The organism is Streptomyces sp. NPDC053367, assembly GCF_044545925.1.
GTDB lineage: Bacteria > Actinomycetota > Actinomycetes > Streptomycetales > Streptomycetaceae > Streptomyces.
The window spans coordinates 190,776-214,578 of sequence record NZ_JBITYN010000007.1; the positions used below are offsets into that span (position 1 = coordinate 190,776).

Annotated in this window: 23 protein-coding genes, 1 tRNA gene and 1 pseudogene; 10 read left to right on the forward strand and 15 right to left on the reverse strand. The window is 71.7% G+C overall.

Going from position 1 to position 23,803, the window contains the following annotated elements:
* Positions 1 to 3: 3 nt before the first annotated feature.
* The 4 genes from ACIGXJ_RS20880 to ACIGXJ_RS20895 form a co-directional block, all read right to left on the reverse strand.
* Positions 4 to 189 (reverse strand): hypothetical protein, encoded by a 186-nt coding sequence (locus ACIGXJ_RS20880; RefSeq protein WP_399647397.1) that lies wholly within the window; start codon positions 187 to 189, stop codon positions 4 to 6.
* A gap of 108 nt (positions 190 to 297) precedes the next feature.
* Positions 298 to 1,182, reverse strand: a complete 885-nt coding sequence (locus tag ACIGXJ_RS20885; protein ID WP_399647400.1) for an SDR family oxidoreductase — start codon at positions 1,180 to 1,182, stop codon at positions 298 to 300.
* On the reverse strand, positions 1,179 to 2,096 hold the full coding sequence (locus ACIGXJ_RS20890) for an alpha/beta fold hydrolase (protein ID WP_399647402.1): 918 nt from the start codon (positions 2,094 to 2,096) through the stop codon (positions 1,179 to 1,181). The genes ACIGXJ_RS20885 and ACIGXJ_RS20890 overlap by 4 nt, the downstream gene beginning before the upstream one ends.
* Positions 2,093 to 3,667, reverse strand: coding sequence for a flavin-containing monooxygenase (locus ACIGXJ_RS20895; RefSeq protein WP_399647405.1), 1,575 nt, complete (start codon positions 3,665 to 3,667; stop codon positions 2,093 to 2,095). Before ACIGXJ_RS20895 ends, ACIGXJ_RS20890 begins: the two co-directional genes overlap by 4 nt.
* 134 nt (positions 3,668 to 3,801) lie before the next feature.
* On the opposite strand from ACIGXJ_RS20895, the gene ACIGXJ_RS20900 reads away from it, so the two are divergent.
* On the forward strand, positions 3,802 to 4,446 hold the full coding sequence (locus ACIGXJ_RS20900) for a MerR family transcriptional regulator (protein ID WP_399647407.1): 645 nt from the start codon (positions 3,802 to 3,804) through the stop codon (positions 4,444 to 4,446).
* A 26-nt stretch (positions 4,447 to 4,472) separates the two neighbouring features.
* Here the strand turns inward: ACIGXJ_RS20900 and ACIGXJ_RS20905 are convergent, their stop codons facing one another.
* On the reverse strand, positions 4,473 to 6,137 hold the full coding sequence (locus ACIGXJ_RS20905; RefSeq protein WP_399647410.1) for a hypothetical protein: 1,665 nt from the start codon (positions 6,135 to 6,137) through the stop codon (positions 4,473 to 4,475).
* Positions 6,138 to 6,292: 155 nt separating this feature from the next.
* Positions 6,293 to 7,096: an exodeoxyribonuclease III gene (locus ACIGXJ_RS20910; protein ID WP_399647413.1), complete on the reverse strand. Its 804-nt coding sequence runs from the start codon at positions 7,094 to 7,096 to the stop codon at positions 6,293 to 6,295.
* 77 nt (positions 7,097 to 7,173) lie between these two features.
* On the opposite strand from ACIGXJ_RS20910, the gene ACIGXJ_RS20915 reads away from it, so the two are divergent.
* A complete protein-coding gene (locus ACIGXJ_RS20915) occupies positions 7,174 to 7,650 on the forward strand; it encodes a GNAT family N-acetyltransferase (RefSeq protein ID WP_399647416.1) in 477 nt (158 codons plus the stop codon).
* 102 nt (positions 7,651 to 7,752) lie between these two features.
* Here the strand turns inward: ACIGXJ_RS20915 and ACIGXJ_RS20920 are convergent.
* The 7 genes from ACIGXJ_RS20920 to galU all read right to left on the reverse strand — a co-directional run bounded on the left by ACIGXJ_RS20920 (position 7,753) and on the right by galU (position 13,302).
* Positions 7,753 to 7,826: transfer RNA gene (locus ACIGXJ_RS20920), tRNA-Ala, on the reverse strand.
* Between the two features lie 75 nt (positions 7,827 to 7,901).
* Positions 7,902 to 9,104 (reverse strand): gephyrin-like molybdotransferase receptor GlpR, encoded by a 1,203-nt coding sequence (glpR, locus tag ACIGXJ_RS20925; protein ID WP_399647418.1) that lies wholly within the window; start codon positions 9,102 to 9,104, stop codon positions 7,902 to 7,904.
* Positions 9,105 to 9,276: 172 nt separating this feature from the next.
* Positions 9,277 to 9,885 carry a GNAT family N-acetyltransferase gene (locus ACIGXJ_RS20930; RefSeq protein ID WP_399647420.1) on the reverse strand — a complete coding sequence of 203 codons (609 nt, stop codon included), beginning with the start codon at positions 9,883 to 9,885 and terminating at the stop codon, positions 9,277 to 9,279.
* Between the two features lie 26 nt (positions 9,886 to 9,911).
* On the reverse strand, positions 9,912 to 10,454 hold the full coding sequence (locus ACIGXJ_RS20935; protein WP_399647423.1) for a molybdenum cofactor biosynthesis protein B: 543 nt from the start codon (positions 10,452 to 10,454) through the stop codon (positions 9,912 to 9,914).
* Positions 10,451 to 10,963, reverse strand: a complete 513-nt coding sequence (gene moaC, locus ACIGXJ_RS20940; protein ID WP_399647425.1) for a cyclic pyranopterin monophosphate synthase MoaC — start codon at positions 10,961 to 10,963, stop codon at positions 10,451 to 10,453. The genes ACIGXJ_RS20935 and moaC overlap by 4 nt, the downstream gene beginning before the upstream one ends.
* Before the next feature lie 85 nt (positions 10,964 to 11,048).
* The gene (glp, locus tag ACIGXJ_RS20945; RefSeq protein WP_399647428.1) at positions 11,049 to 12,371 is read right to left on the reverse strand and encodes a gephyrin-like molybdotransferase Glp; all 1,323 of its coding nucleotides are present in this window, start codon (positions 12,369 to 12,371) and stop codon (positions 11,049 to 11,051) included.
* Positions 12,372 to 12,375: 4 nt separating this feature from the next.
* Positions 12,376 to 13,302 (reverse strand): UTP--glucose-1-phosphate uridylyltransferase GalU, encoded by a 927-nt coding sequence (galU, locus tag ACIGXJ_RS20950; protein WP_399647431.1) that lies wholly within the window; start codon positions 13,300 to 13,302, stop codon positions 12,376 to 12,378.
* A 94-nt stretch (positions 13,303 to 13,396) separates the two neighbouring features.
* On the opposite strand from galU, the gene ACIGXJ_RS20955 reads away from it, so the two are divergent.
* Positions 13,397 to 14,020 carry a 5-formyltetrahydrofolate cyclo-ligase gene (locus ACIGXJ_RS20955; protein ID WP_399647433.1) on the forward strand — a complete coding sequence of 208 codons (624 nt, stop codon included), beginning with the start codon at positions 13,397 to 13,399 and terminating at the stop codon, positions 14,018 to 14,020.
* A gap of 86 nt (positions 14,021 to 14,106) precedes the next feature.
* On the opposite strand, the gene ACIGXJ_RS20960 is transcribed toward ACIGXJ_RS20955, so the two are convergent.
* Entirely contained in the window at positions 14,107 to 16,920 is a 2,814-nt protein-coding gene (locus ACIGXJ_RS20960; protein ID WP_399647435.1) for a penicillin acylase family protein, read from the reverse strand.
* Between the two features lie 186 nt (positions 16,921 to 17,106).
* Between ACIGXJ_RS20960 and ACIGXJ_RS20965 the strand changes: the two genes are divergently transcribed.
* From ACIGXJ_RS20965 to mscL, 6 genes are all read left to right on the forward strand, one after another.
* Positions 17,107 to 18,648, forward strand: a complete 1,542-nt coding sequence (locus ACIGXJ_RS20965; protein ID WP_399647438.1) for a potassium/proton antiporter — start codon at positions 17,107 to 17,109, stop codon at positions 18,646 to 18,648.
* A gap of 276 nt (positions 18,649 to 18,924) precedes the next feature.
* Complete coding sequence (locus ACIGXJ_RS20970) at positions 18,925 to 20,217, forward strand: MFS transporter (RefSeq protein WP_399647440.1); 1,293 nt, start codon at positions 18,925 to 18,927, stop codon at positions 20,215 to 20,217.
* Between the two features lie 67 nt (positions 20,218 to 20,284).
* On the forward strand, positions 20,285 to 20,590 hold the full coding sequence (locus tag ACIGXJ_RS20975) for an FmdB family zinc ribbon protein (RefSeq protein ID WP_399647442.1): 306 nt from the start codon (positions 20,285 to 20,287) through the stop codon (positions 20,588 to 20,590).
* A gap of 101 nt (positions 20,591 to 20,691) precedes the next feature.
* Entirely contained in the window at positions 20,692 to 21,525 is an 834-nt protein-coding gene (locus ACIGXJ_RS20980) for an S-methyl-5'-thioadenosine phosphorylase (RefSeq protein ID WP_399647444.1), read from the forward strand.
* 563 nt (positions 21,526 to 22,088) lie between these two features.
* Entirely contained in the window at positions 22,089 to 22,577 is a 489-nt protein-coding gene (locus ACIGXJ_RS20985) for a hypothetical protein (RefSeq protein ID WP_399647447.1), read from the forward strand.
* Between the two features lie 138 nt (positions 22,578 to 22,715).
* Positions 22,716 to 23,192, forward strand: coding sequence for a large conductance mechanosensitive channel protein MscL (mscL, locus tag ACIGXJ_RS20990; protein ID WP_399647449.1), 477 nt, complete (start codon positions 22,716 to 22,718; stop codon positions 23,190 to 23,192).
* 55 nt (positions 23,193 to 23,247) lie between these two features.
* On the opposite strand, the gene ACIGXJ_RS20995 is transcribed toward mscL, so the two are convergent.
* Positions 23,248 to 23,424, reverse strand: coding sequence for a hypothetical protein (locus tag ACIGXJ_RS20995; RefSeq protein ID WP_399647451.1), 177 nt, complete (start codon positions 23,422 to 23,424; stop codon positions 23,248 to 23,250).
* 102 nt (positions 23,425 to 23,526) lie between these two features.
* Here ACIGXJ_RS20995 and ACIGXJ_RS21000 point away from each other — a divergent pair.
* Positions 23,527 to 23,796, forward strand: a pseudogene (locus ACIGXJ_RS21000) (low temperature requirement protein A); the annotation flags it as partial.
* Between the last annotated feature and the right edge of the window lie 7 nt (positions 23,797 to 23,803).

The window sequence follows — 23,803 nt, forward strand, 5'->3', positions numbered from 1 at the left end:
GCGTCAGACCTGGTAGTCCTGGTCGTAGTCCGGCTCGTCCTGCGGGCGCGTGCGCTCCGGCTCCTCGTCGCGACGCTGGCCACGCTGCTGGCCGCGCTCCTTGGCCTGCTCCTCGGCCTGGCCCATCTTGCCCTTGGCCTTCTGCTGCCACTGCTCGGCCTGGTCCTGGAACTTGTCCTTCATACCCATGTGGGTTCACTCCTGTGTGGGTGAGGGAATCGGGGCCCGGAGCACCGGGCCCCGACCAGATTCACACGCACCGTGACCCTGCGCATGTCGATCAGTGACCGCTCGTAGTCACGCCTGGCGGGAGGCCCTCTCGGACTCGTCCGCCGCCCCGCCGGCGCCCACCAGACCGATGCGCATGCCGTCCAGCCGGTCCGCGAACCGTGCCATCTCCCGCTGCCCGACCGCGCCGATGACCCCCGGCAGGTAACCCCGCACGCCCTGCATGCCGCGCAGCCACCACTGCCCGTAGACATGGGCGGAGCGCCGCTCGATGCCCGCGACGATCCGGTCCACGGCAGGCCCCAGCGGATACGTCTTGTTCGACGGCCACGGCAGCCGCTGCCGCAGCTCGCGCATGACGTCGTCCTGGTCGGCGCCGCGCACCATGTCGGTGTCGGTCCACGACAGGTAACCGACGCCCACCTTCACGCCCTTGTGGCCGACCTCGGCGCGCAGGCTGTGCGCGTACGCCTCCACGCCCGACTTGGACGCGCAGTACGCCGTCATCATCGGCGCCGGGGTGATGGCCGCGAGGGACGCGATCTGCAGCAGGTAGCCCCGGCTCTCCGTCAGCACCGGCAGGAAGGCGCGGGCCGTGACCGCCGAGCCGATGAGGTTGACCTCGATCACCCGCCGCCACGCGTCGGGGTCGGAGTCGACGAACGGACCGCCGCTCGCCACACCGGCGTTGGCGACGACGATGTCGACCTTCCCGAACCGCTCCTTCACCTCGCGCGCCACCCGGGCCATCGCCTCGTGGTCGGTGACGTCGGCGTACCAGTGGCCGCTCTCGCCGTGCAGCCGCGAGGAGACGTCCTTGAGGGCGTCCGGCTCCAGTCCGACGAGCGCCACCTTCGCGCCGCGCGCGGACAGCTTGCGGGCGAGCAGCTCGCCGACACCGCGCGCCGCTCCCGTGACGACCGCGACCTGCCCCTGCAGACTCACCCTGCTCATGCGCCCTCCTTGACCTGCGTGTACGTGGTGACGAGTGCCCTGATCCGGCCGGTGACGGCCTCCGGCGCCTCGACCGGTGTCATGTGCCCGAGCCCGGGCAGTTCGACGACGCCGACACAGTTCGGCAGCGCGGCGGCCAGGGCGCGGGCGTGCACCGGTGGGGTGAGCCGGTCGGCGGTGCCGACGAGCACCTCGGCCGGCACCCGCAACTCCCGTACGCCGTGGTCGAGATCCAGCAGGGCCAGCACTCCGCCCCAGGCGTGACGGACCCTGCGCGGGCAGGAGTGCACGATCCGCGCGCACGCCTCGACCATGTGCGGGGCCGAACCGGCGCCCATGGTGGCGTACTTGAGGATGCGCCGGGCGAGCGGGGTGACCGGACCGAGCGGGGCGCTGGAGCCGAGGACGCGCCTGGTGAGGAAGCTTCTGAGGCGTCCGGGCCGCAGGGGCAGGACCGTCGACTCGGCGATCAGCCGTGAACTGCCCGTGCTGCACAGCAGCACCGCCGCCGCGTGCGCCCGGAACGCGGGCCGGGCCGCCGCCGCCATGACGGTCATGCCGCCCATCGAGTGCCCGGCGACCACCGCCCGTTCGCCGGGCGCGAGCGTGGCGAGGAGCACGGCCTCCAGGTCGTCGGCGAGCGCCTCGGGACTGCAGGCGGGGCTCGCGGGGCTGCGGCCGTGGCCGCGCTGGTCGTAGACGATCACCCGGTGGTCGGCGGCCAGGTCGCGGATCTGCGCGGCCCAGAAGGCGGTCGAGCAGGTCCAGCCGTGCGCGAGCACCACGGCCGGCGCGCCCTCGGCGCCGTGCACCTCGACATGGAGGCGGGCGCCGTCCGCGGAGACGGCCGTCAGCACACGGGCCGGGACGGGCGGGGCGTAGGGGCCGGAGGAGACGTGCGTCAGACGGCTCATGCGGTCACGTCCTCGGCGGCCGACCGCTCGGCCGGCCGTCCGTCGGGATGCTCCTGTACGACGGTCAGGGCCGGCTTCCCGGCGGCGGCCGGCCGCAGCACCGCGTACTCGGCGAGGTCGACCCGGCGCGTGGCGCGGCGGAACTCGGTCGTCGTACCCGGCCAGATGGTGGTGTTGCGGCCGCTCTCGTCGAGGTACCAGCTGGTGCAGCCGCCGGTGTTCCACACGGTGCGCTTCATCCGCTCCTGCACCCGGCGGTTCCAGGCGTGCACCGCGCTGGGGCGGGCGTCGAGGGCGGCGCGGCCGCCGAGGACGTCCAGCTGGCGCAGGTAGTCGGCCATGTAGTTCAGCTGGGACTCGATCATGAGGATCATGGAGGAGTTCCCGAGGCCGGTGTTGGGGCCGATGATGGTCATCCAGTTCGGGAAGCCCGCGGCGGACGCCCCGCGCAGGGCCTCCATGCCGCCCTTCCAGGTCTCGGCGAGGGTCCTGCCCTCGGCGCCGACGACCCGTTCGGCGATGGGCATGTCCGTGACGTGGAAGCCGGTGCCGAAGATGATCGCGTCGACCTCGGCCTCGTTGCCGTCGGCGGCGACGACCGTGGAGCCGCGGATCTCGCCGAGGCCGCTGGCGACGACGTCCACATTGGGCTGGGCGAGCGCCGGGTAGTACTCGCTGGACAGCAGGATCCGCTTGCAGCCGATGCGGTAGTCGGGGGTGAGCTTGGCGCGCAGGGCCGGGTCCTTGATGGCCCGGGCCATGTTCTGCCTGGCGAGCTTCTCCACCAGGCCGAGCTGGTTCGGGTGCTTGGTGAAGGCCTGCACCTGCAGTTCGCGGATGCCCCACAGCAGTCCGCGGCGCAGCTGGGTGGTGAAGGGCAGCGCTCGGTGCAGGGAGTGCTCGGCGCCGCTGATCGCCCGGTCCATGCGGGGCATGACCCACGGCGGGGTGCGCTGGAAGAGGGTGAGGTTCGCGACCTTCTTCTGGATGGCCGGGACGATCTGGATGGCGCTGGCGCCGGTGCCCACCATGGCGACGCGCTTGCCGGTGAGGTCGTAGTCGTGGTCCCAGCGGGCGGAGTGGAACACCTTGCCGGGGAAGGTGTCCAGGCCCGGGATGTCGGGGACCTTCGGGTCGGACAGCGGGCCGGTGGCGGAGACCACGACGTCGGCGGTGAGGGTGCCGCGGCTGGTCTCGATGCGCCACAGCAGCTTCTCGGTGTCCCAGGTCATCACCTTGACCTCGGAGTCGAAGCGGATGTGCGGGCGCAGTCCGAAGGTGTCGGCGACGCGCTCCAGGTAGGCGCGGATGTGCTGCTGCCCGGAGAAGGTGCGCGGCCAGTCGGGATTGGGCGCGAAGGAGAAGGAGTACAGGTGGGAGGGGACGTCGCAGGCGCAGCCGGGGTAGCTGTTGTCGCGCCAGGTGCCGCCGACGCTGCTCGCCCGTTCCAGGACGACGAAGTCGGTGATCCCCTCGCGTCGCAGCCGTACGGCGGCTCCGAGCCCGCCGAATCCGGTTCCGACGACCGCCACCCGGACATGCTCGCGTGCCTGTTCGTGTTCGTGGGCCATCCCGAAGCCTCCGCGCATCGCCTATGAACTCTGCCAGTGAACACTGGCGCAATGGGGAGCGTAGAGGAGGTTCGTACTCATGGGTAGGGGTCGGGGCGAGGAAAGTTACCCTCGGTACGACATAGGCTTCCGGTGTGGCAGAGAAGCGTGAATACCGCATGGAGGAGCTGGCCGAGCTGGCCGGCATCACGGTGCGCACCCTGCGCTTCTACCGCGAGCGCAAGCTGATCCCGCCGCCCCGCCGCGAGGGCCGTATCGCCTGGTACGACGACCATCACCTGGCCCGTCTGCGCACCATCGCCGCGCTGCTGGAGCGCGGCCACACCCTCAGCGGCATCGCCGAGCTGGCCGAGGCCTTCGACCACGGCCGCGACGTCGGCGACCTCCTCGGCCTCGGCACGCCCACCGAGGAGGAGCCGGTCCGCCTCACCCCCGAGGAACTCGCCGACCACTTCGCGGGCGAGGTCACACCGGAGAACTTCGCCGCCGCGATGGAGCTGGGTTACCTCGGCACCGACGGCGAGGACATCGTCCACATCAGCCGCCGCCTCCTGGAGGTCTCCGCCGAGCTGGTCCGCGAGGGCATCCCGCTCGCCGAGGTCCTCTCCGCCGCCTCCCGGGTCCGCGAGCACGCCGACGCCCTCGCCGAACTGTTCGCCGACCTCGTCCTGCGCCACGCCCCCGAGGAGGACCTGCAGCGCATGCGGCCGCTGGCGCGCAGCGTGGTGGAGGCGGAACTGTCGCTGGCACTGGACCGCAGGCTGAGCAAGAGGGACTAGGTCTGTCTTCCGCGGCACCGGCGCGGCTAGCGCGGCTTCTTCAGCGTGACCTTCCCGGCCTTCTTGGTGAACAGCGCACCGCCCGTGCTCATCGACACGAGCAGGTTGTACTTCCCCGCCGGAAGGCCGGAGACGTCGATTCCCGCGGGGCCCGAGGTGAAGTACCCGAAGTCGTAGGTGCCGAGGTCGCCCTTGTGCTTGTGCGGCCGGACGGACCGCGGGTTCTTCTGCGGGCTCAGGGCGTAGGAGTGGACCGCGGACTTTCCTTCCAGCACGAGGTAGTACGAGGCGTGCGTCTCACGGTCGGCGTTCCGGCCGGGCAGGTAGAGGACACCCTCGGTGTGGATCCTCCGCCCGCTCTCCTCCGCCTTCTCGACGGAGAAGACGACACCCGCGGAATCCACGCCGACGATGCCGCGCTTCACCAGCTTCACGCCGCCCTTGCCGCCCCGGAAGAGGACCTCGGAGTCACCGCACGCCTGGCGCCGGTCCACCGCGGCCGCGGAGACCAGCCGGGTGCGGCGGGAGATGCCCTCGGACTCGCTGGTGACGGACACGGAGACGTCGTAGGTGCCCTGCGGGAGTTCGGCGAAGGTCAGCTCGCCCTGGGTGGCGAACCCGCCCCGGGCGTACTCGCAGAAGTACTCGTCGAAGTAGTCGCGGTAGAGCCGTGGCTCGCCGGTCGTCCGCAGCGGGTACGCCCAGGTCCGCCCGTCCTTCTCCAGGACCAGCCGCTTGCTCTCCTCGGCCGGCCCCCCGGCCGCCTGGCCCGGCAGGAAGGCGCGCCCCTTCAGATCCAGGCCGCCGTCCACGAACACGGCCCGGGTGAGCACGGCCAGGGCGGTGTCCTGCTCGCGCAGCTCGGCGAGGTACTCGGCCGCCGCCTCCGGATCCTCCGGCTCGGAGCCGACCGTCACCTCTCCCCAGCGGGGCGCCACGCCCTCGGTCACCGCGTACACGATGCTCAGGATCGACGGCAGCGCCTGCCGTACGACCTCCTCGTGCCGCCGTACCGTCGGGGACTCCACGGAGAGGAAGTTGAAGTTCTCGTAGGCCCGCAGCGCGGGGAGGTAGTGCACGACCTCCTGCTCGTACTGGTAGTCGCCGGGAGAGGACACCAGATATACGTTCCGCTTGAGGTCGGTGTCCGCGGCCAGGACGTCCTTCATCACCTCGTCCATGACCGCCACGTTCTCGTCGGGCTGCCCCGCACCGAGAACGGCGTCGCCGAGCTGGCCGTGGCCCTTGGAGTAACTGCCGAGGAAATACTGCGGGGTCGACGCGACGATGTTCTTGTAGTCGTACTTCAGGCCGTAGTAGAGCGCCGCGCTCCCGCCCTTCGAGGCGCCGAGCAGGGTCACCTCGTCCCGGGTCACCCGCAGCCGGCGCATGAAGTCCTGGATGAGCGCGTGGACGGAGTCCGAGACGCTGAAGTCCATGTTCCGGGCGACGTAATAGGACGCCGCACCGTCGAAGTGGTCACGGATGCGCAGGACATTGCATTTGACGGTGTCCAGCGCGCCGCCGAATCCGTACTTGCTGCCCACCGACGAGAACACCACCAGCAGATGCCGGTGATCCCCCTGCGCCGCCCGGAACTCGAACTCCACCGGCCACTTCCCGTGCACCTCCACGCTCTCCTTGTAGGAGCGGGCCATGTGCGTCGCGTAGTTGGGCGAGAGAGGAGGCACGGGACTGTTCATGGTGACGTCGGACACTCTCTGACCGGGGATGCGGACGGGCGTGCTCCGCCGGAGTATACGGAGTGGCCATCGGGGGTTCAGCCCGATGTGGATTCCCGCTCACACGGCCGGGGCCGCCCTCGTGAGGCGCTCTCGGGCGGCCCTCAGCGGTCGTACACCGCCGTCACGGGCGCGTGGTCGCTCCACCGCTCGGCATGGCTCGCGGCCCGCTCGACGTACGCCTTGACGCAGCGCTCCGCCAGCCCCGGCGTCGCGACCTGGAGGTCGATCCGCCAGCCGCTGTCGTTGTCGAAGGCCCGCCCGCGGTACGACCACCAGGTGTACGGCCCCGCCACCTCCGGGTGCAGCGCCCGTACGACGTCGACGTAGCCGCCGTCCTGCGCGTCGAGGACGCGGCCGAGCCAGTCGCGCTCCTCGGGCAGGAAGCCGGAGTTCTTGGTGTTGCCGCGCCAGTTCTTCAGGTCGGCCGGCTGGTGGGCGATGTTCCAGTCGCCGCAGACCAGCACCTCGCGCCCCTGCGCAGCGGCCCGCTCGCGCAGCTCCTTGAGGTGGGCGAGGAACTCACCCATGAACCGCACCTTCTCGTCCTGCCGCTCGGTGCCGACCTCGCCGGAGGGCAGGTACAGGGAGGCGACCGTCACACCCGGCAGGTCCGCCTCGACGTAGCGGCCGCTGCCGTCGAACTCGGCCGACCCGAAGCCGACGCGCACCGCGTCCGGCTCACGGCGGGTGTAGAGGGAGACCCCGGCGCGCCCCTTGGCGGCGGCGGGCGCGTGCACCACGTGCCAGCCCTCGGGCGCGCGCACGTGCTCGGGCAGCTGCTGCGGCTCGGCCCGTACCTCCTGGAGGCACAGCACATCGGCTTGCGTCCCGGCGAGCCACTCCACGAAGCCCTTCTTCGCGGCGGCACGCAGCCCGTTCACATTCACAGAGGTCACAGTGAGCACCCGGGCACGATACCGGCACACTGGACCCGGTCCAGAATTCGATCGAGGAGAGACCGGTCATACGTACGATGACCAGCATGCAGATCCGTCCCGTCCCCTTCGACCACCCCGACGCCGTCAAGCTCAACGACGAGGTGCAGGCCGAGTACCACGAGCGCTACGGCGACGGCGGCGACGCCACCTTCCTCGCCCCCGAGGACTTCGAGCCGCCGCGCGGGATCTACCTCATCGCCTACGACGAGTCCGACCGCCCCGTCGCCACCGGCGGCTGGCGCAGCCAGGACAGGAACGACGAGGGCAACGAGGACGGCGACGCCGAGCTCAAGCGCATGTACGTGGTCCCCGACATGCGCGGCCGCGGCCTCGCCCGGCGGATCCTGACCGCGCTGGAGGAGGACGCCCGCGCCGCCGGCCGCGTCCGCATGGTCCTGGAGACGGGCACCAAGCAGCCGGAGGCCATCGCCCTGTACACGGCCACCGGCTACGAGCCGTGCGCCAAGTTCGGCTACTACCGCTTCTACGAGGAGAGCCGCTGCTTCGCGAAGACGCTGTGAGCCGCGCCACCTGAGGGGCCGTCACGGCCTCTCGGGTCCGCTCGCCGCGGGCCCGGAAAACGATAGAGCCCCGTCGGTTTCCCGACGGGGCTCTATGCTGCGTGGACCTGAGGGGATTTGAACCCCTGGCCCCCTCGATGCGAACGAGGTGCGCTACCGGACTGCGCCACAGGCCCTTGCAACGAGTGAAACTTTAGCACCCCGATCGCCGTGCTTGAAAATCCGTTGCCGGGACGGGGCAGGCCGGGCCGTCACTCGTTGGCCGCGCGCGGCCGTCCGCCGTCCTCGTACTGGTCGAACAGCGGCGTCCGCCCCCGCTCCCGCGACCGCCGCGCCGACGCCGCCCGGCGCGCGTCGGTGCGCCCGTCGCCCTCGGCCCCGGCCGGCTCCTGCGCCCCCTGGGGCTCCTCGGCGGCGGGCTCCTGCTCGCGCGGCGCGGCGCTCGACCGTGCCGAGCTCCAGGCGTCCGGCGCTCCGAGATCCACATCGGCCGTGGCCCTCGGGGCGACCGGCGCGGTCACATACGTCGGCAGCGGCACCGGCACCGGCTCCCAGCTCTCGCCCCGGCCCGGCCCGCGCTGCCGCTCCCGCTGCTGGTCGACCCACTCCGCGTGATCGGTCTGCTCCACCAGCGCCCGCCGGTCGGCCGCCAGTGCCGACAGCCCGGGGTCCAGCTCGGGCTCGCCCGCCCCTTCGGGCTCCTCGGCGTCCTCGGCGGCCGGTTCCGGGGCGGCCGGGCGCCGCTGCGCGCGCGCCCGCTCGTGCAGGCGCTGCGCCGCGGCCTCGGCCCGCCGGCGGTCCATCTGGTAGGCGAACCTGCGCCGCTCCTGGGAGCGCAGATAGGCGATGTACCCGCTGAGCAGCACCGCGGGCACGCCCGGCGCCCACAGGAACGCCAGCCCGCCCACAGCGGCGACGATCGCGCCGGCGGTGAACGCCAGGAAGAGCATCACGGTCGTACGCCTGCGGCGCGCCAGCACCTTCGAGCGCTGGGCGCGCGCCGCGGCGGCACCGGGCTCGGCCGTACGCCGGGCGGCCGGCACCGGCTTGCGCGCCGGAGCGCCACCGGTGGCGCGGGCGGGGTCGGGAGTGCGCGCGGGCGCGGGATCAGGGGTCCGGGCGGGCGCCGGGTCGGGGCCGCGCTCCGGTGCCTGGACCGCCGCCTGGGTCTGCGGGCGGGTCGGGGGCATGGCGAAGGCCCGGACGTCCACCGTGTCGGTGACCGCGTCCGGGTCCTTCGGACCGGGCTCCCCCGCATCGGTGGAGCGCGTCTGGAGGTCCTTGGCGTACCGGCGCTCCATGGCCGCCCGTCCGGACAGCAGCCGGATGGCGGTGCTGAAGCGTTCCGTCGGACGGGCCTCGTTCAGCTCGTCCTGCCTACGGAGCCACATCGGCACCAAGTAGGCGGCCCAGGCCCCGACGATGACTGCGTAGATGAGGCCGCTGCTGCTCACGTCTCACACCGTAGAGGGGTTTGCGGGAGGCCATCCGCCAATTGGGCCGGTGTGTCGCACGATCTGGCTGATATTTCGAACTTTTTTTGTGACCGATGCGATCAGCAGGCCGCCGAAGACACGAATTGATCGCCCCGAACCGCTCGTCGGCCGATCAAATTCGAACAGATATTCAATTTTGTGGACTGCGCGGGATTCCCCTAGAGCGTGCCCGCCGCCAGCGGTTCATCAACCCGTCCGGGACTTCCTCCGCCGTCAGCGCGAAGACGAGGTGGTCGCGCCAGGCGCCGTCGATGTGGAGATAACGGGGCCGCAGCCCCTCCTCGCGGAATCCGAGTTTCTCCACCACCCGGCGGCTGGGTGTGTTCTCGGGGCGAATGCAGACCTCGATGCGGTGCAGGCCGACCGTGCCGAAACAGTGGTCCACGACGAGCGCGACCGCCGTCGGCATCACCCCGCGCCCGGCCACCGCCTCGTCCACCCAGTAGCCGATGTGCCCCGAGCACATCGAGCCCCAGGTGATCCCGGCGACCGTCAGCTGCCCGACCAGCCGCCCCTGGTACTCGATCACGAACGGCAGCATCCGGCCGGAGTTCGCCTCCGACCGCAGATGGCGGACCATCTGGCGGTAGGTGGGCCGGTGCGTGACCGGCCCGCTGGGTGTGGGCGGCGGGATGGTCGCCTCCCAGGGGCGCAGCCAGTCGCGGTTGCGCCGGTTCACGTCGCGCCAGGCCCGCTGGTCGCGCAGCTTTATCGGCCGGAGGACGATGTCGCCGTCCACCAGCTCGACCGGCCAGGATGCGCTGCTCAGCTGGCACCCCCTGGGTCGGCGCCGGGTCTCGGGTGGTCCCCGCCGCGGATCTGGTCGACGGCGTGCACGAGCAGCGGCTCCAGGACGGCCAGGCCGTCCTTCACGCCGCCCGTGGAGCCCGGCAGGTTCACGATCAGCGTGCCCTTGGCGATCCCGGCCAGGCCGCGGGAGAGCGCCGACGTCGGCACCTTCTCCCTGCCGTACGCGCGGATGGCCTCGGCGATGCCCGGCACCTCACGGTCGATGACCGCGCGGGTCGCCTCGGGCGTGCGGTCGGTGGGCGAGATGCCGGTGCCGCCGGTGGTGACGATCACGTCGTACCCGGCGTCGGCCCCGGCCCGCAGCGCCGCCTCCACGGGCTCCCCGTCCGGCACGACCTGGGGGCCGTCCACCGCGAACCCGAAGCGCTCCAGGCCGTCCTTGACCAGCGGGCCGCCCTTGTCCTCGTAGACCCCGGCCGCGGCCCGGTTGGAGGCGGTGACCACCAGCGCGGCGTACGGCGCGACCAGCGCGCCACCGGTCTCGGCCCCGGCGCTCACGCCCGGCTCCAGTCGCCCGACTTGCCGCCCGTCTTCTCATCGACCCGTACGTCCGTGATGACCGCTCCCTTGTCGACCGCCTTGACCATGTCGATGACGGTGAGCGCGGCGACGGAGACCGCGGTGAGTGCCTCCATCTCCACGCCCGTGCGGTCGGTGGTCTTCACCGTGGCGGTGATCTCCACGGCGTCGTCCGCGACCGACAGGTCCAGTTTCACACCGGACACCGACAACGGGTGGCACAGCGGGATGAGGTCCGGGGTCCGCTTGGCGCCCATGATCCCCGCGATCCGCGCGGTGGCCAGGGCGTCGCCCTTCGGAACCCCCTCGCCACGCAGCAGTTCCACCACCTTCGGCGAGACGAGGACACGGCCGCTGGCACGCGCGGTCCGCGCGGTGACGTCCTTGCCGGACACGTCGACCATACGGGCGGCGCCCGCCTCGTCGATGTGCGTCAGTCGGTGCTGCTCATGGGGTCCGGGGGTCTTCCCCCGGGAAGGGACAGTCATGCTGTACGGCGCTCCCGGTCCGGGCCCGTCGCGGTGCGGCGCACGGGCCTGCTGTGCGCGACACGGTACCTCCAACCGCGGGCGCTCAGCCGAGCAGGACGACCTCGACCTCGCCGCCGGGCTCGACCGACTCGACGTCCTCGGGGACGACGATCAGCGCGTCGGCGTGCGCGAGGGCGGCGACGAGGTGGGAGCCGGCCCCGCCGACCGGGGTGACGCGGCCGTCGGCGTACGCCCCGCGCAGGAACTGTCTGCGCCCCTTGGGCGAGCTCAGCGTCCTGTCCCCGGCGAGGGTGGCCCGGGTGCGCGGGCGGTGCACGTCGGGAAGGCCCATGAGGGTGCGGATCGCCGGGCGGACGAACAGCTCGAAGGAGACGTACGACGACACCGGGTTGCCGGGCAGGGCCAGCAGCGGGGTGTGGTCGGGGCCGATGGAGCCGAAGCCCTGGGGCTTGCCTGGCTGCATGGCGAGCTTGCGGAACTCGATGCCGCTGCCGGCCTCGTCCTCGTCGCCGACGTGCGACAGGGCCTCCTTGACGACGTCGTACGCGCCGACGCTCACGCCGCCCGTGGTGACCATCAGGTCGGCGCGGACCAGCTGGTCCTCGACGGTCGTCCGGAGGGTCTCGGCGTCGTCGGCGACGGCGCCCACCCGGTAGGCGATGGCTCCGGCGTCGCGGGCGGCGGCGGTGAGGGCGAAGCTGTTGGAGTCGTGGATCTGGCCGCTGCCCAGCTCCTCGCCGGGCTGGACGAGTTCGCTGCCGGTGGACATGACGACCACGCGCGGGCGCGGGCGGACGCGTACCGTGCCGCGTCCGATCGCGGCGAGCAGCGCGATCTGCGGCGGGCCGAGGACGGTGCCGGCCTCCAGGGCGCAATCCCCGGCCTTCACGTCGCTGCCCTCGGCGCGCACATGCGCGCGTGCCTCCGCCGGCCGGTACACCTGGATCCGGCCGCCGGCGCCCTCGGGGGCGAGGCTGCGGGCGCGCATTCCGGTCACCGGGCCCTCGCCGAGACCGCCGTCGGTCCACTCGACGGGCACGACCGTCTCGGCGCCGGGCGGCAGCGGGGCGCCGGTCATGACGCGGGCGGCCTGGCCGGGGCCGACGTGCAGCAGCTCGGCCTGGCCCGCCGCGACGTCCCCGACGACCTCCAGGACGGCCGGGAACTCCTCGCTCGCGCCCGCGACATCGGCGACCCGCACCGCGTACCCGTCCATCGAGCTGTTGTCGAACGGCGGCAGGGACACCGGGACCGTCACGTCCTCGACCAGGACGCAGCCCTGGGCGTCCAGCAGCTGCAGCTCGATGGGCTCCAGGGGGCGGACGGTCGTGAGGATGTCCTCCAGGTGCTCGTCGACCGACCACAGGTGGTCCTGGCCGGCGGGACGGGGCGCGGCGGTGCTCAAGGTGCTACATCTCCTCGGTGACGTAACTGCGAAGCCAGGAACGGAAGTCCGGGCCCAGATCTTCACGTTCGCACGCGAGTCTGACAATGGCACGCAGATAGTCGCCCCGGTCGCCGGTGTCATAGCGGCGGCCCTGGAAGACGACGCCGTGCACCGGGCCGCCGGCGCTCCCCGCGGCGGTATCCGCTGACGAATGCGTCTCGGCGAGCTTCTGCAGGGCGTCGGTGAGCTGGATCTCGCCGCCGCGGCCGGGCTCGGTCTTGCGCAGTATCTCGAAGACGGCCGGGTCCAGGACGTAGCGGCCGATGATCGCGTAGTTGGAGGGGGCGTCCGCCGGGTCGGGCTTCTCGACCAGCCCGGTGACCTTGACGACGTCGTCCTCGGCGGTCGCCTCCACGGCCGCGCAGCCGTAGAGGTGGATCTGCTCGGGTGCCACCTCCATGAGCGCGACGACGCTGCCGCCGTACAGCGCCTGGATGTCGATCATGCGCTGCAGCAGCGGGTCGCGCGGGTCGATCAGGTCGTCGCCGAGCAGCACCGCGAACGGCTCGTCGCCGACGTGCGGGGCGGCGCACAGTACGGCGTGACCCAGTCCCCTGGGGTCGCCCTGGCGGACGTAGTGCATGGTCGCCAGGTCGCTCGACTCCTGCACCTTGGCCAGGCGCTCGGCGTCGCCCTTCTTCTCCAGAGCCGACTCGAGCTCGTAGTTGCGGTCGAAGTGGTCCTCCAGGGGGCGCTTGTTGCGCCCTGTGACCATGAGGACGTCGTCGAGGCCGGCGGACACGGCCTCCTCGACCACGTACTGGATCGCGGGCTTGTCCACGACCGGCAGCATCTCCTTGGGAGTGGCTTTGGTGGCCGGCAGGAACCGGGTGCCGAGGCCTGCTGCGGGGATGACAGCCTTGCTGATCCTGGGGTGCGACTGAGTCATGGCCGTCACCCTATCCGGTGCCTTTGAGAGGAATCTGTGGCTCCGGTTAATTGGCTCACATATGAGCGCATTGGAACCGTAACGGGAGCAATCAGTGGGGCACTTCGGACATCCCGACGAGACTGACAAACGCGTGTTGCGGCGAGAGTTCCTCGCGGTGAGGAACAGATTGACAGCAGATGACGTGCGGACCGCCGCCGGGGCCCTCGCCGAGCGCGCCCTCGACCTGCCCGAGCTGGCGCGGGCGGGCACGGTCGCGGCGTACGTCTCCGTGGGCGCCGAACCCGGCACCCTCGCGCTGCTGGACGCGCTGCGCGCGCGGGGCGTGCGCGTCCTGCTGCCCGCCCTGCTGCCCGACAACGACCTGGACTGGGGCGCGTACGACGGCGAGGGCTCCCTCGCGCGCGTGCGGCACGGCGGAAGGATGGCGCTGTGGGAGCCGGCCGGCGAGCGCCTCGGGCCCGACGCGGTCGTCTCCGCGGATGTCGTCCTGCTGCCCGGACTCGCGGTCGACGCGCGCGGGATGCGGCTGGGCCGCGGCGGCGGCTCGTACGACCGTGTGCTGGCCCGGCTGGAACGCGCGGGCGCCCACCCGGCACTGGTGGTGCTGCTCTACGACAGCGAGGTCGTCGACCGCGTCCCGCAGGAGGAGCACGACCGGCCGGTCCACGCGGTGGTGACCCCGACGGGCGTACGCCGCTTCCACCGCCCTCGCTAGCTCCCCCGGCCTCGTCGGCCCCTTACCGCCGACGGCCCGCCACACGCGTGTGGCGGGCCGTCGGCCGGTAGTCGGCTACCAGGCCGTCAGGGCTTGAGGACGAGTGTGTCGCTCGTGCGCTTGTCGACCGCCTTGTCGGTGAAGGCCCAGGTCAGCAGCTCACCCTTGGCCCACTTGTCGGTCTGGTCGGTGTAGTGGGCGTTGTAGGCGTGGCCGGAGGCGCCGGTGAGGTTGATCCACCGCGACTTGTCGAGGTCGCCGAGGTTGACCACCATCCGCATCGACGGTACCCAGACGACGCCGTAGCCGCCGGCGGCGTTCCAGCCGGTGGCGTTGACCGTGGCCTCGCCGCCGCCGAGCTTCCAGGGGCCGCGGTTGAGCATGTACTGCAGCACGCCGGGGCCCTCGGTGCCCATGGTCTGGTTCTTCAGGAACAGGCGGTGCAGCCGGCCCCAGCTCCAGGTGTCGATGTCCTTGCCGAGCTTGGCGGTCAGTTCCCAGCGGGCGTCGACCAGGGCGCGCGCGAACAGCTCGTCACGGGTGGCGGCGCCGTCGCGGGTGCCGACCTCGGGCGTGCTCCACCAGTCGCTGTCCTCGTCCTTGACGAGGTTGCGCACCACCTCGAACCAGCGGTCCCCGCCGTCGGGCTGGGCCTGGTCGGCGTCGCGCTGGCCGCACTCGCGGACCTTGCGGTTCTCGTCGGCGGGGCCGGTGGTGTCGGTCGGCTCGACCCACAGGCACTGGCCCTTGACGCGCAGCTCCTTGGGCAGCTTGTTGCCGAAGGCGAGCTTCAGGAGGTTGCGCCAGGTCGAGTTGAAGTAGGCGGCGGCCGCGGAGTCGGCGTCCTGGGTGTAGTCCCAGCCCTCCAGGAGCTTCTGCGCCTCACGGACGTCCGGGTCGTCGATGTCGACCTTCAGCAGCATCGGCACGAGCAGCTTGGCGATCTCGCTGCTGTTGTCGAGCTGCATCTGCCGCATGTCGTCGGTGGAGATCTTGCCGCCGCCCTTGATCTTCGACTCGATGAGGTCGTTGATGCGCTGGCTGCGGGTGCCGTAGCCCCAGTCGGCGGTGAGGGTGTACGGGTAGTCGTCCTCGTTCACCACGGCCTGGTTGGCGGTGACGATGTAGCCGCGCGCGGGGTCGTACTCGTAGGGCAGCTCGTCCTGGTCGATGAAGCCCTTCCAGCGGTACTTCGAGTTCCAGCCGGGCGCGGGGATCGAGCCGTCGTGGCCCTCCGCGCGGGTGGGGATCTTCCCGGGCAGCGTGTAGCCGATGTGGTTGTCGGTGTCCGCGTACACCAGGTTCTGCGAGGGGACGTCGAACAGCGCGGCCGCGGCGCGGAAGTCCTCCCAGTCGGCCGCGCGGTCCATCGCGAAGACGGCGTCCATGGAGGTGCCCGCGTCCAGGGCGGTCCAGCGCAGGGCGATGCCGTAGCCGTCGCCGCGGTCGGGGGCGGCGGTGTCGACGGTGGCCTTGCGGCCCACCTTGACGAGGTCGTCGTCGCGGTCGGACAGCAGGGGGCCGTTGTCGGTCTCGCGCACGACGATCGTCTTGGCCGAGCCGCCGGCGACCTCGATGGTCTCCTCGCGCGTCCGGAACGGCTTGACCTTGCCGTCGAGCAGGTAACCGTCGCCGGTGAGCTTCTCCAGGTAGAGGTCGGTGACGTCCACGCCGGAGTTGGTCATGCCCCAGGCGATGTCCTTGTTGTGGCCGATGATCACGCCGGGCAGGCCCGCGAAGGTGTAGCCGCTGACGTCGTACTGGCACTTCTCCGACACCGCGCGGCAGTGCAGGCCCATCTGGTACCAGACGGACGGCAGGGACGCCGACAGGTGCGGGTCGTTGGCGAGCAGCGGCTTGCCGGTGATGGTGTGGCTGCCGGCGACGACCCAGGAGTTGGAGCCGATGCCGTTGCCGTTCACGCCGACGGCCTCGGGGACGTCCTCGAGGACGCGGTAGAGGCCCGCGAGCTGGGTCTGGAGCGCCGCGTCGTCCGCGGTGCCCGTGGAGGCGCCCACCGCGTCCGTGGAGCCGTCCGGGGAGCCCTCGCCGCCCGTGCCGGGGTCGGTGCCCGTGCCGCCGTCGCCGTCGCCCTCCTCGCCGTCCTCGCCGCCTGCGCCGAAGGCACCGGTAAGCTCGTCGTACCGGCCCTCCTGGACGATCGCCTTGTTGCGGGCGTACGGGTACGACGGGTACAGGTCGGCGATCTGCTTGGGGCCGAGGCGGCTGGTCATCAGGGCGCGGTCGATCTCGTCCTGCATGTTGCCGCGCAGGTCCCAGGCCATCGCCTTCAACCAGGCGACCGAGTCGACCGGCGTCCACTTCGCGGGCCGGTAGTCGTTGGAGAAGCCCAGAGCGGCGTACTCCAGGGAGATGTCCTCGCCGTTCTTGCCGTCGAGGTAGGCGTTGACCCCCTTGGCGTACGCCTGGAGGTACTTCTTCGTGGAGTCCGACAGCTTGGTGTCGTACTCCTTCTGCGCCACCCGGTCCCAGCCCAGCGTGCGCAGGAACTCGTCGTTCTCGACCTGGCTCTTGCCGAACATCTCGGACAGGCGGCCGGAGGTGAGGTGCCGGCGCACGTCCATCTCGTAGAACCGGTCCTGGGCCTGGACGAAGCCCTGCGCCATGAACAGGTCCTCGTCGGAGGACGCGTAGATCTGCGGGATGCCGTTGCCGTCCCGCTTGACGTCGACGGGCCCGGACAGGCCGTCCAGGGTGATGGATCCCTTGGTCTGCGGGAAGGAGGCGCGCACGGTGCTGATGGACCAGTACGCCCCGAATCCGACGCCGCCGACGACGGCCAGAACCAGCAGGAGCACGATCAGTCGGGCTTTGCGCCCCTTTTTCCTGCCGGACTTGCCGGGCTTCTGACCCGAAGAGGCGGTGGTGTTGGGGGGCATCGCTGTCCTTGCTGTCCTAACGCGAGCGGCAGGTCGGGCTGTGACTATGAAAGAGCGCTGGAGCAACCATAGGCGCAGGGCCCGACGCCCCTTGACGCGGAGTCGGGAACCAGCGCGGACGGATGTTCGATCTTGCCTGGTCGAGCGTCAAGAAAACGTCAAGACTTAGGTAAGGTAACGAAGTAGTTGGGTCCAGGGAAGATCCAGGGAAGGGAACGGCCACTGACAGTCCACGACCTCAACCAGCTCCTCCTCGCCTGCTCGCTCGTCCTGCTCGTCGCGGTCGCCGCGGTCCGGATCTCCTCGCGCAGCGGGCTCCCCAGCCTGCTCGTGTACCTCGGCATCGGCATGGTCATGGGCCAGGACGGCATCGGCGGCATCCACTTCGACAACGCGGAGCTCACCCAGGTCATCGGCTACGCCGCCCTGGTCGTGATCCTGGCCGAGGGCGGTCTCGGCACGAAGTGGAAGGAGATCAGACCGGCCCTGCCGGCCGCCTCCGCGCTGGCGCTGGGCGGGGTCGCGGTGAGCGTCGGCGTGACAGCCGCCGCCGCTCACTATCTGGTCGGTCTGGAATGGCGTCAGGCCCTGATCATCGGCGCGGTCGTCTCCTCCACCGACGCCGCGGCCGTCTTCTCGGTGCTGCGCAGGATCCCGCTCCCCGCGCGCGTGACGGGCACCCTGGAAGCGGAGTCCGGCTTCAACGACGCCCCCGTGGTCATCCTGGTCGTCGCCTTCTCCACCGCCGGACCCGTCGAGCACTGGTACGTCCTGCTCGGCGAGATAGCCCTGGAGCTGGCCATCGGAGCGGCCGTGGGCCTCGCGGTGGGCTGGCTGGGCGCCTGGGGGCTGCGCCATGTGGCGCTGCCCGCCTCCGGCCTCTATCCGATCGCCGCCGTCGCCATCGCGGTGACCGCGTACGCCGCGGGCGCCCTGGCGCACGGCAGCGGCTTCCTCGCGGTCTACCTCGCCGCCATGGTCATGGGCAACGCGCGTCTGCCCCACTGGCCCGCCACACGCGGTTTCGCCGAGGGCCTCGGCTGGATCGCCCAGATCGGCATGTTCGTGCTGCTCGGCCTGCTCGTCACCCCGCACGAGCTGGGCGACGATGTCCTGCCCGCCCTCGTCATCGGGCTCGGCCTGACCATGGTCGCGCGCCCGCTCAGCATCGTGCTCTGCCTGGTGCCGTTCCGGGTGCCCTGGACGGAGCAGGCGCTGATGTCCTGGGCCGGGCTGCGCGGGGCCGTGCCCATCATCCTGGCGACCATCCCGATGGTGAACGGCGTCGACGGCAGCCGCCGTATCTTCAACATCGTCTTCGTCCTGGTCGTCGCCTACACCCTGGTCCAGGGCCCGACGCTGCCCTGGCTGGCCCGCACCCTGCGCCTCGGCGACGGCTCGGAGGCCTCCGACCTGGGCATCGAGTCCGCGCCCCTGGAGCGGCTGCGCGGGCACCTGCTGTCGGTGGCGATCCCCGAGGGCTCCAAGATGCACGGCGTCGAGGTCAGCGAGCTGCGGCTGCCCGCCGGGGCGGCCGTCACGCTCGTCGTACGGGACGAGGAATCGTTCGTGCCGCTGCCCTCGACGGTGCTGCGCCGCGGGGACGAGCTGCTCGTCGTGGCCACCGATCCGGTGCGGGACGCCGCCGAGCGGCGCCTGCGCGCCGTGGGGCAGGGCGGAAAGCTCGCCGGGTGGCTGGGCACCGGGGGCGCGGACTCGTCCCGTTAAGCGCGTGTTTCGCGCTGTTCACCCTTTCCGCAATCCCAGGCCGGCACGTCAATGGTGCTCGCTTTCACAGACGCAACGCGCGTAGATCCTTGTACAATCAAGGCAGACCTTGATCGAACCAACTCTGCCTGACGCAGAGCTGGCGCGACCGTATGGCGGCCGTCGCGCCCCCCAGTGGGTGCCGGTATCTACCGCAGTTCCGCGCAAGAGGACAGCTCTCGGCGCCGCCCCCCACCCGAAGGGGCCGCGCTACCAGGCGGCAGAAAGGCACGGGCCGTGGCGTCCACGGTCACCACCGAGCCGTCGAAGACCTCGCCGGCACCCTCCCGCCCGGGATACGGGCAACTGCTGCGCACCCGCGGCGCCTGGACGTTCCTGCTCCCCGGTTTCGCGGCGCGCCAGCCGTTCGCGATGCTGACCATCTCGATCGTGCTGCTGGTGCAGCACACGACGGGCTCGTACGGTGCGGCGGGCGCCGCCGCCGCTGTCACCGGTGTCTCCATGGCGCTGTTCGCGCCGTACAGCGGGCGGCTCGCCGACCGCGTCGGGCAGCGCGCCGTGCTGGTTCCGGGCGTGCTGGTGCACACGCTCGCCGGTCTCACCTTCACGGTGCTCGCACTGTCCCACGCTCCTCTGTGGGCCCTGTTCGCCGCCGCCGTGCCCACCGGCGCCTCGGTGCCCCAGGTCGGACCGATGGTGCGCGCCCGCTGGGGCGTGAAACTGCAGGGTTCGCCCCTGATGACCACCGCCGCGGCTTTCGAGTCGGTCACCGACGAGTTCACCTTCGTCGTCGGGCCGCTGCTGGCGACGGCGCTGTGCACCGCGGTGGACCCCGCCGCGGGCCTGGTCACCGAGGCGGCGCTGACCCTGGTGGGCGGTCTGCTGTTCGCCGCCCAGAAGGGCACGCAGCCGCGGGTCGCTCCCGCCGGGCACACGCGTGTGCGGCACGCCTCCGCGCTGGGCGTGCCCGGCGTGCGCGTCCTGATCGTCGCCTTCCTCGGCATCGGCTCGGTCTTCGGCGGCATGCAGGTGGCGCTGGCGGCGTTCACCGAGTCCATCGGCGAGCCCGGCCTGAACGGCGTGCTCTACGGCACCTTCGCGGCGGGCAACATGCTGTCCGGCATCGCCTGCGGCGCCATCGCCTGGAAGATCGCCCCGCACCGGCGCCTGCTCCTCGGCTACGCGGCGCTCGCCATGGTCGCGTCCGGCCTGTGGGCGGCACACTCGGTGCTGCTGCTCGCGGGGCTCGGCCTGCTGGTCGGCATGTGCATCGCGCCCTCCCTGATCACCGGCTACACCCTGGTGGAGAGCCTGGTGCCGGCCGGGGCGCGCACCGAGGCGTTCACCTGGCTCACGGGCGCGGTCGCGCTCGGACAGGCCGCCGCCGTCACGGTCGCAGGTCAGCTGGAGGACCGGCTCTGGGGCGGTGCCGGTTTCCTCGTGCCGATGGGCGGCACCCTGCTCGCCCTCGCGACCCTGGTCGCCCTGCGCTCGCGCCTCGTGGCGCGGCCCGCCGGCCGCACGGTCGCGCGTGGCGTCGGTCACCGCGTGCCGGTGACGGTGGACTGATCCCTCGGAATACGTCACTATGGATCGTCGTTAGCACTCATTGAGTGAGAGTGCCAGGAGGAAGACAGTGCCGACCTACCAGTACCAGTGCACCGAGTGCGGCGAGGGCCTCGAGGCGGTGCAGAAGTTCACCGACGACGCCCTGACCGAGTGCCCCAACTGCGGTGGCCGCCTCAAGAAGGTGTTCTCCGCCGTCGGCATCGTCTTCAAGGGCTCCGGCTTCTACCGCAACGACAGCCGCGGCTCCTCGTCGAGCAGCTCGCCGGCGTCGTCGAAGCCGTCGTCCTCGACGTCCTCGTCCTCTTCCACCTCGTCGTCCTCGGACTCCAAGTCCTCGGGCTCGGCGAGCTCGGCCGGCAGCTCCGCCGCCTGACACACCTGCTCGCGGGACCCTGTCGTCGCACGACGACAGGGTCTTCGGCGTTCGCGGCACCGGTGGCCCGCGCCCTGCGCGCGCGAGCTACCGTGCTCGTCATGGCGAACGCAGACATCGGTGTAATCGGCGGCTCCGGCTTCTACTCCTTCCTGGACGACGTGACCGAGATCCAGGTGGAGACGCCGTACGGGCCACCCAGCGACTCCCTCTTCCTCGGCGAGATCGCGGGCCGCCGGGTCGCGTTCCTGCCCCGGCACGGCCGCGGCCACCATCTCCCGCCGCACCGGATCAACTACCGGGCCAATCTGTGGGCGCTGCGCTCCGTCGGCGTGCGCCAGGTCCTCGCCCCGTGCGCGGTGGGCGGCCTGCGGCCCGAGTTCGGGCCGGGCACGCTGCTCGTACCGGATCAGCTGGTGGACCGTACGAAGTCCCGGGCGGGCACGTACTTCGACGGGCTGCCGCTGCCGGACGGCACCGTGCCGAACGTGGTGCACGTGTCCCTGGCCGACCCCTACTGCCCCACCGGGCGGGCCGCCGCGCTGAAGGCGGCGCGCGGCCGGGACTGGGAGGCGGTGGACGGCGGCACGCTGGTCGTCGTCGAGGGGCCGCGGTTCTCCACCCGCGCCGAATCGTTGTGGCACCAGGCGCAGGGCTGGTCGGTGGTCGGCATGACCGGCCACCCGGAGGCCGCCCTCGCCCGGGAGCTGGAGCTCTGCTACACCTCGCTCACCCTGGTCACCGACCTTGACGCGGGCGCGGAGACCGGCGAGGGGGTCTCGCACGACGAGGTGCTGCGGGTGTTCGCGGCGAACGTCGACCGGCTGCGGGGCGTGCTCTTCGACGCGGTCGCCGCGCTGCCCGCGACCGCGGAGCGGGACTGCCTCTGCACGGGTGCGCTGGGCGGTATGGATCCGGGGTTCGCGCTGCCGTAGGTCCTCTTTTCGCGGCTCACGTGGGGGTGAGCGGGTTCGCAGCCCGCGTTTCGGGGGAGCGGGGCCGCAGCCCACGTTTCGGGTGAGCGGGGTCGCAGCCCACGTTTCGGGTGAGCGGGGTCGCAGCCCACGTTTCGGGTAGCGGGGCCGCAGCCCACGTTTCGGGGGAGCGGGGCCGCAGCCCGCGTTTCGGATGAGCGGGGCCGCAGCCCATGCTCGGTGAGCGGGTCCGCAGCTCACGTTCGGGTGACCGGCTTTTCCACAACCGGCCGGTAGTGCACCGGCCTCGGCGGGTGCAGGCGAGCGGCCTCATCGTGAGGCCTGCAAACCGGTTCCCGTCGCAGGTGGTGGTTCTCGTGTTCCCGTCCGATCGGCCCGTCCCGCCCGTCCCGCCCGTCCCGCCCGTGCCCCCCGTCGCTCCAGGGGTCTCGCCCGTCCCTCCGGGGGTCTCGCCCGCCCGTACGGAGGTCTCGCCCGTCCGTCCGGCGGTTTCGGCGGCCCCTCCCGTCTCCTCTTACTCCTCCGCACATCCGCCGGGCAGCGACACGCCGGCCACCTGCGAGGTGCCGCACTTCGCCCCCGTAGAGGTGCGTGGCGGGCCGTATCAGCTGGCCCGGCTCCTACGGCACCGCAGGCGGGCCCTGGCGGCGGGGCTCGCGGTGACGGCAGCCGCGCTCGTGGCGGCCGGACCCCGGACGGGGGCCGGCGCCCACATCGCCGAGGAGACCGGCGGCCGTCCGGTGGCGGAGCGGGAGCGGGAGCCGGAGCAGCGGGCGGTGCGGACGGTGACCGCGCCGGTGCGTATCGCCGACGGCGCGACGGTACGGCTGCTGCGCCCCGGCGACCGCGTCGACGTCATCGCCGCGCAGGAGACCGCCACGGGCGGTGAGGCCCGGGTGGTGGCGCACGGGGCACTGGTCACGAAGGTGCCCGAACCGCTCACGGACGCCGCCGAAGCGGGGGCGCTGGTCGTGCTCTCGGTGCCGAGCGACACCGCGGTCCGGCTGGCCGGGGCGAGCGCCACGGCGCGGTTGGCGGTGACGGTGTGCTGAGGCGTGCCCTGCTCCGGCTCGGCGACACCCTGTCAAGTCGCTCGATCGAACTACGGAATTGGACAGGATGGCCTCGCCCTGACGTAGGTTGCGGAGCTGTTTGTTCCACAACATGTGTGTGCGAGGAGAGGCTCCGAGGTGAGCGAGAAGAAGGGTCCGAGCGTCTGGGCGGGCTTCAAGGCCTTCCTGATGCGCGGGAATGTCATCGATCTGGCAGTGGCGGTGGTCATCGGCGCGGCCTTCACCAACATCGTCAACTCGGTGGTGAAGGGCGTCATCAATCCGCTGGTCGGAGCGATCGGCACCAAGAACCTCGACAGCTACAGCTCGTGCCTCAAGGGGCCCTGCGAGGTGGCCGCCGACGGGACGGTCACGGAGGGCGTCATGATCCTCTGGGGCTCGGTCCTCGGAGCGACGCTCAGCTTCGTGATCACGGCCGCGGTGGTCTACTTCCTGATGGTGCTGCCGATGTCGAAGTACCTGGCACGGGTGGAGGCCCAGAGGAAGGCCCGGGAGGGCACCGTCGAGGTCATCGAGGTGACCGAGCTGGAGGTGCTCAAGGAGATCCGCGACGCGCTGGTCGCGCAGCGCGGCGCGGGCCACAGCGAGCGCTAGGCAGGACAGCCGGGGCGGCTCTGCGGGCCTGGGCCCGTGGGGTCGCCCGCCGTGCTCAGAGGTGGTGGGGCGGCTTCTCGTCGAGGAAACGCTTGAGGTCGTCGCCGCTGCCGCCGGCCGGCCGCTCGCCCCACCCGCTGTCCGTGTCGTCCGAGGACTGCTGCGACAGCGGGTCGTCGAAGATCAGCGCGGCCTTCGGCTCGCGCGGCTCGGGGGCGGATGCGGTAGTCATGCCTTCCAGCGTACGGCCCCGCCGGCGACACCCTCCGGGACGGTGACGGCCCCCCTTCGCCCGCGCAGGATTTTCCGGCCGGTATCTGTTGTGCTGGGAGGCATGACACCCAGCACGACCCCCTCCCCGGCCTCCTCACCGGTGCCTTCCCCGTCCGGCCAGTCCGCCGGCGGGCGGCCGCTGCGCAAGCTCACCGCCCGCGGCCGCGACGAGGTGCACCGAGTCGCCTCACCGCTCGAGCTCTTCTTCGACCTGTGCTTCGTCGTGGCCATCGCCCAGGCGGGAGTCCAGCTGGTGCACGCGCTCGCCGAGAGCCATGTCGGCGAGGGGATCATGAACTACGCGATGGTCTTCTTCGCCATCTGGTGGGCGTGAACCA

Excerpts from the sequence above, each read along its gene's own strand:
- ACIGXJ_RS20960 (WP_399647435.1), bottom strand. The coding sequence starts at position 16,920 with ATGCCCCCCAACACCACCGCCTCTTCGGGTCAGAAGCCCGGCAAGTCC.
- ACIGXJ_RS20895 (WP_399647405.1), bottom strand. The coding sequence starts at position 3,667 with ATGGCCCACGAACACGAACAGGCACGCGAGCATGTCCGGGTGGCGGTC.
- ACIGXJ_RS20980 (WP_399647444.1), top strand. The coding sequence starts at position 20,692 with ATGGCGAACGCAGACATCGGTGTAATCGGCGGCTCCGGCTTCTACTCC.
- ACIGXJ_RS20880 (WP_399647397.1), bottom strand. The coding sequence starts at position 189 with ATGGGTATGAAGGACAAGTTCCAGGACCAGGCCGAGCAGTGGCAGCAG.
- ACIGXJ_RS20890 (WP_399647402.1), bottom strand. The coding sequence starts at position 2,096 with ATGAGCCGTCTGACGCACGTCTCCTCCGGCCCCTACGCCCCGCCCGTC.
- ACIGXJ_RS20995 (WP_399647451.1), bottom strand. The coding sequence starts at position 23,424 with ATGACTACCGCATCCGCCCCCGAGCCGCGCGAGCCGAAGGCCGCGCTG.
- ACIGXJ_RS20885 (WP_399647400.1), bottom strand. The coding sequence starts at position 1,182 with ATGAGCAGGGTGAGTCTGCAGGGGCAGGTCGCGGTCGTCACGGGAGCG.
- moaC (WP_399647425.1), bottom strand. The coding sequence starts at position 10,963 with ATGACTGTCCCTTCCCGGGGGAAGACCCCCGGACCCCATGAGCAGCAC.
- ACIGXJ_RS20915 (WP_399647416.1), top strand. The coding sequence starts at position 7,174 with ATGCAGATCCGTCCCGTCCCCTTCGACCACCCCGACGCCGTCAAGCTC.
- galU (WP_399647431.1), bottom strand. The coding sequence starts at position 13,302 with ATGACTCAGTCGCACCCCAGGATCAGCAAGGCTGTCATCCCCGCAGCA.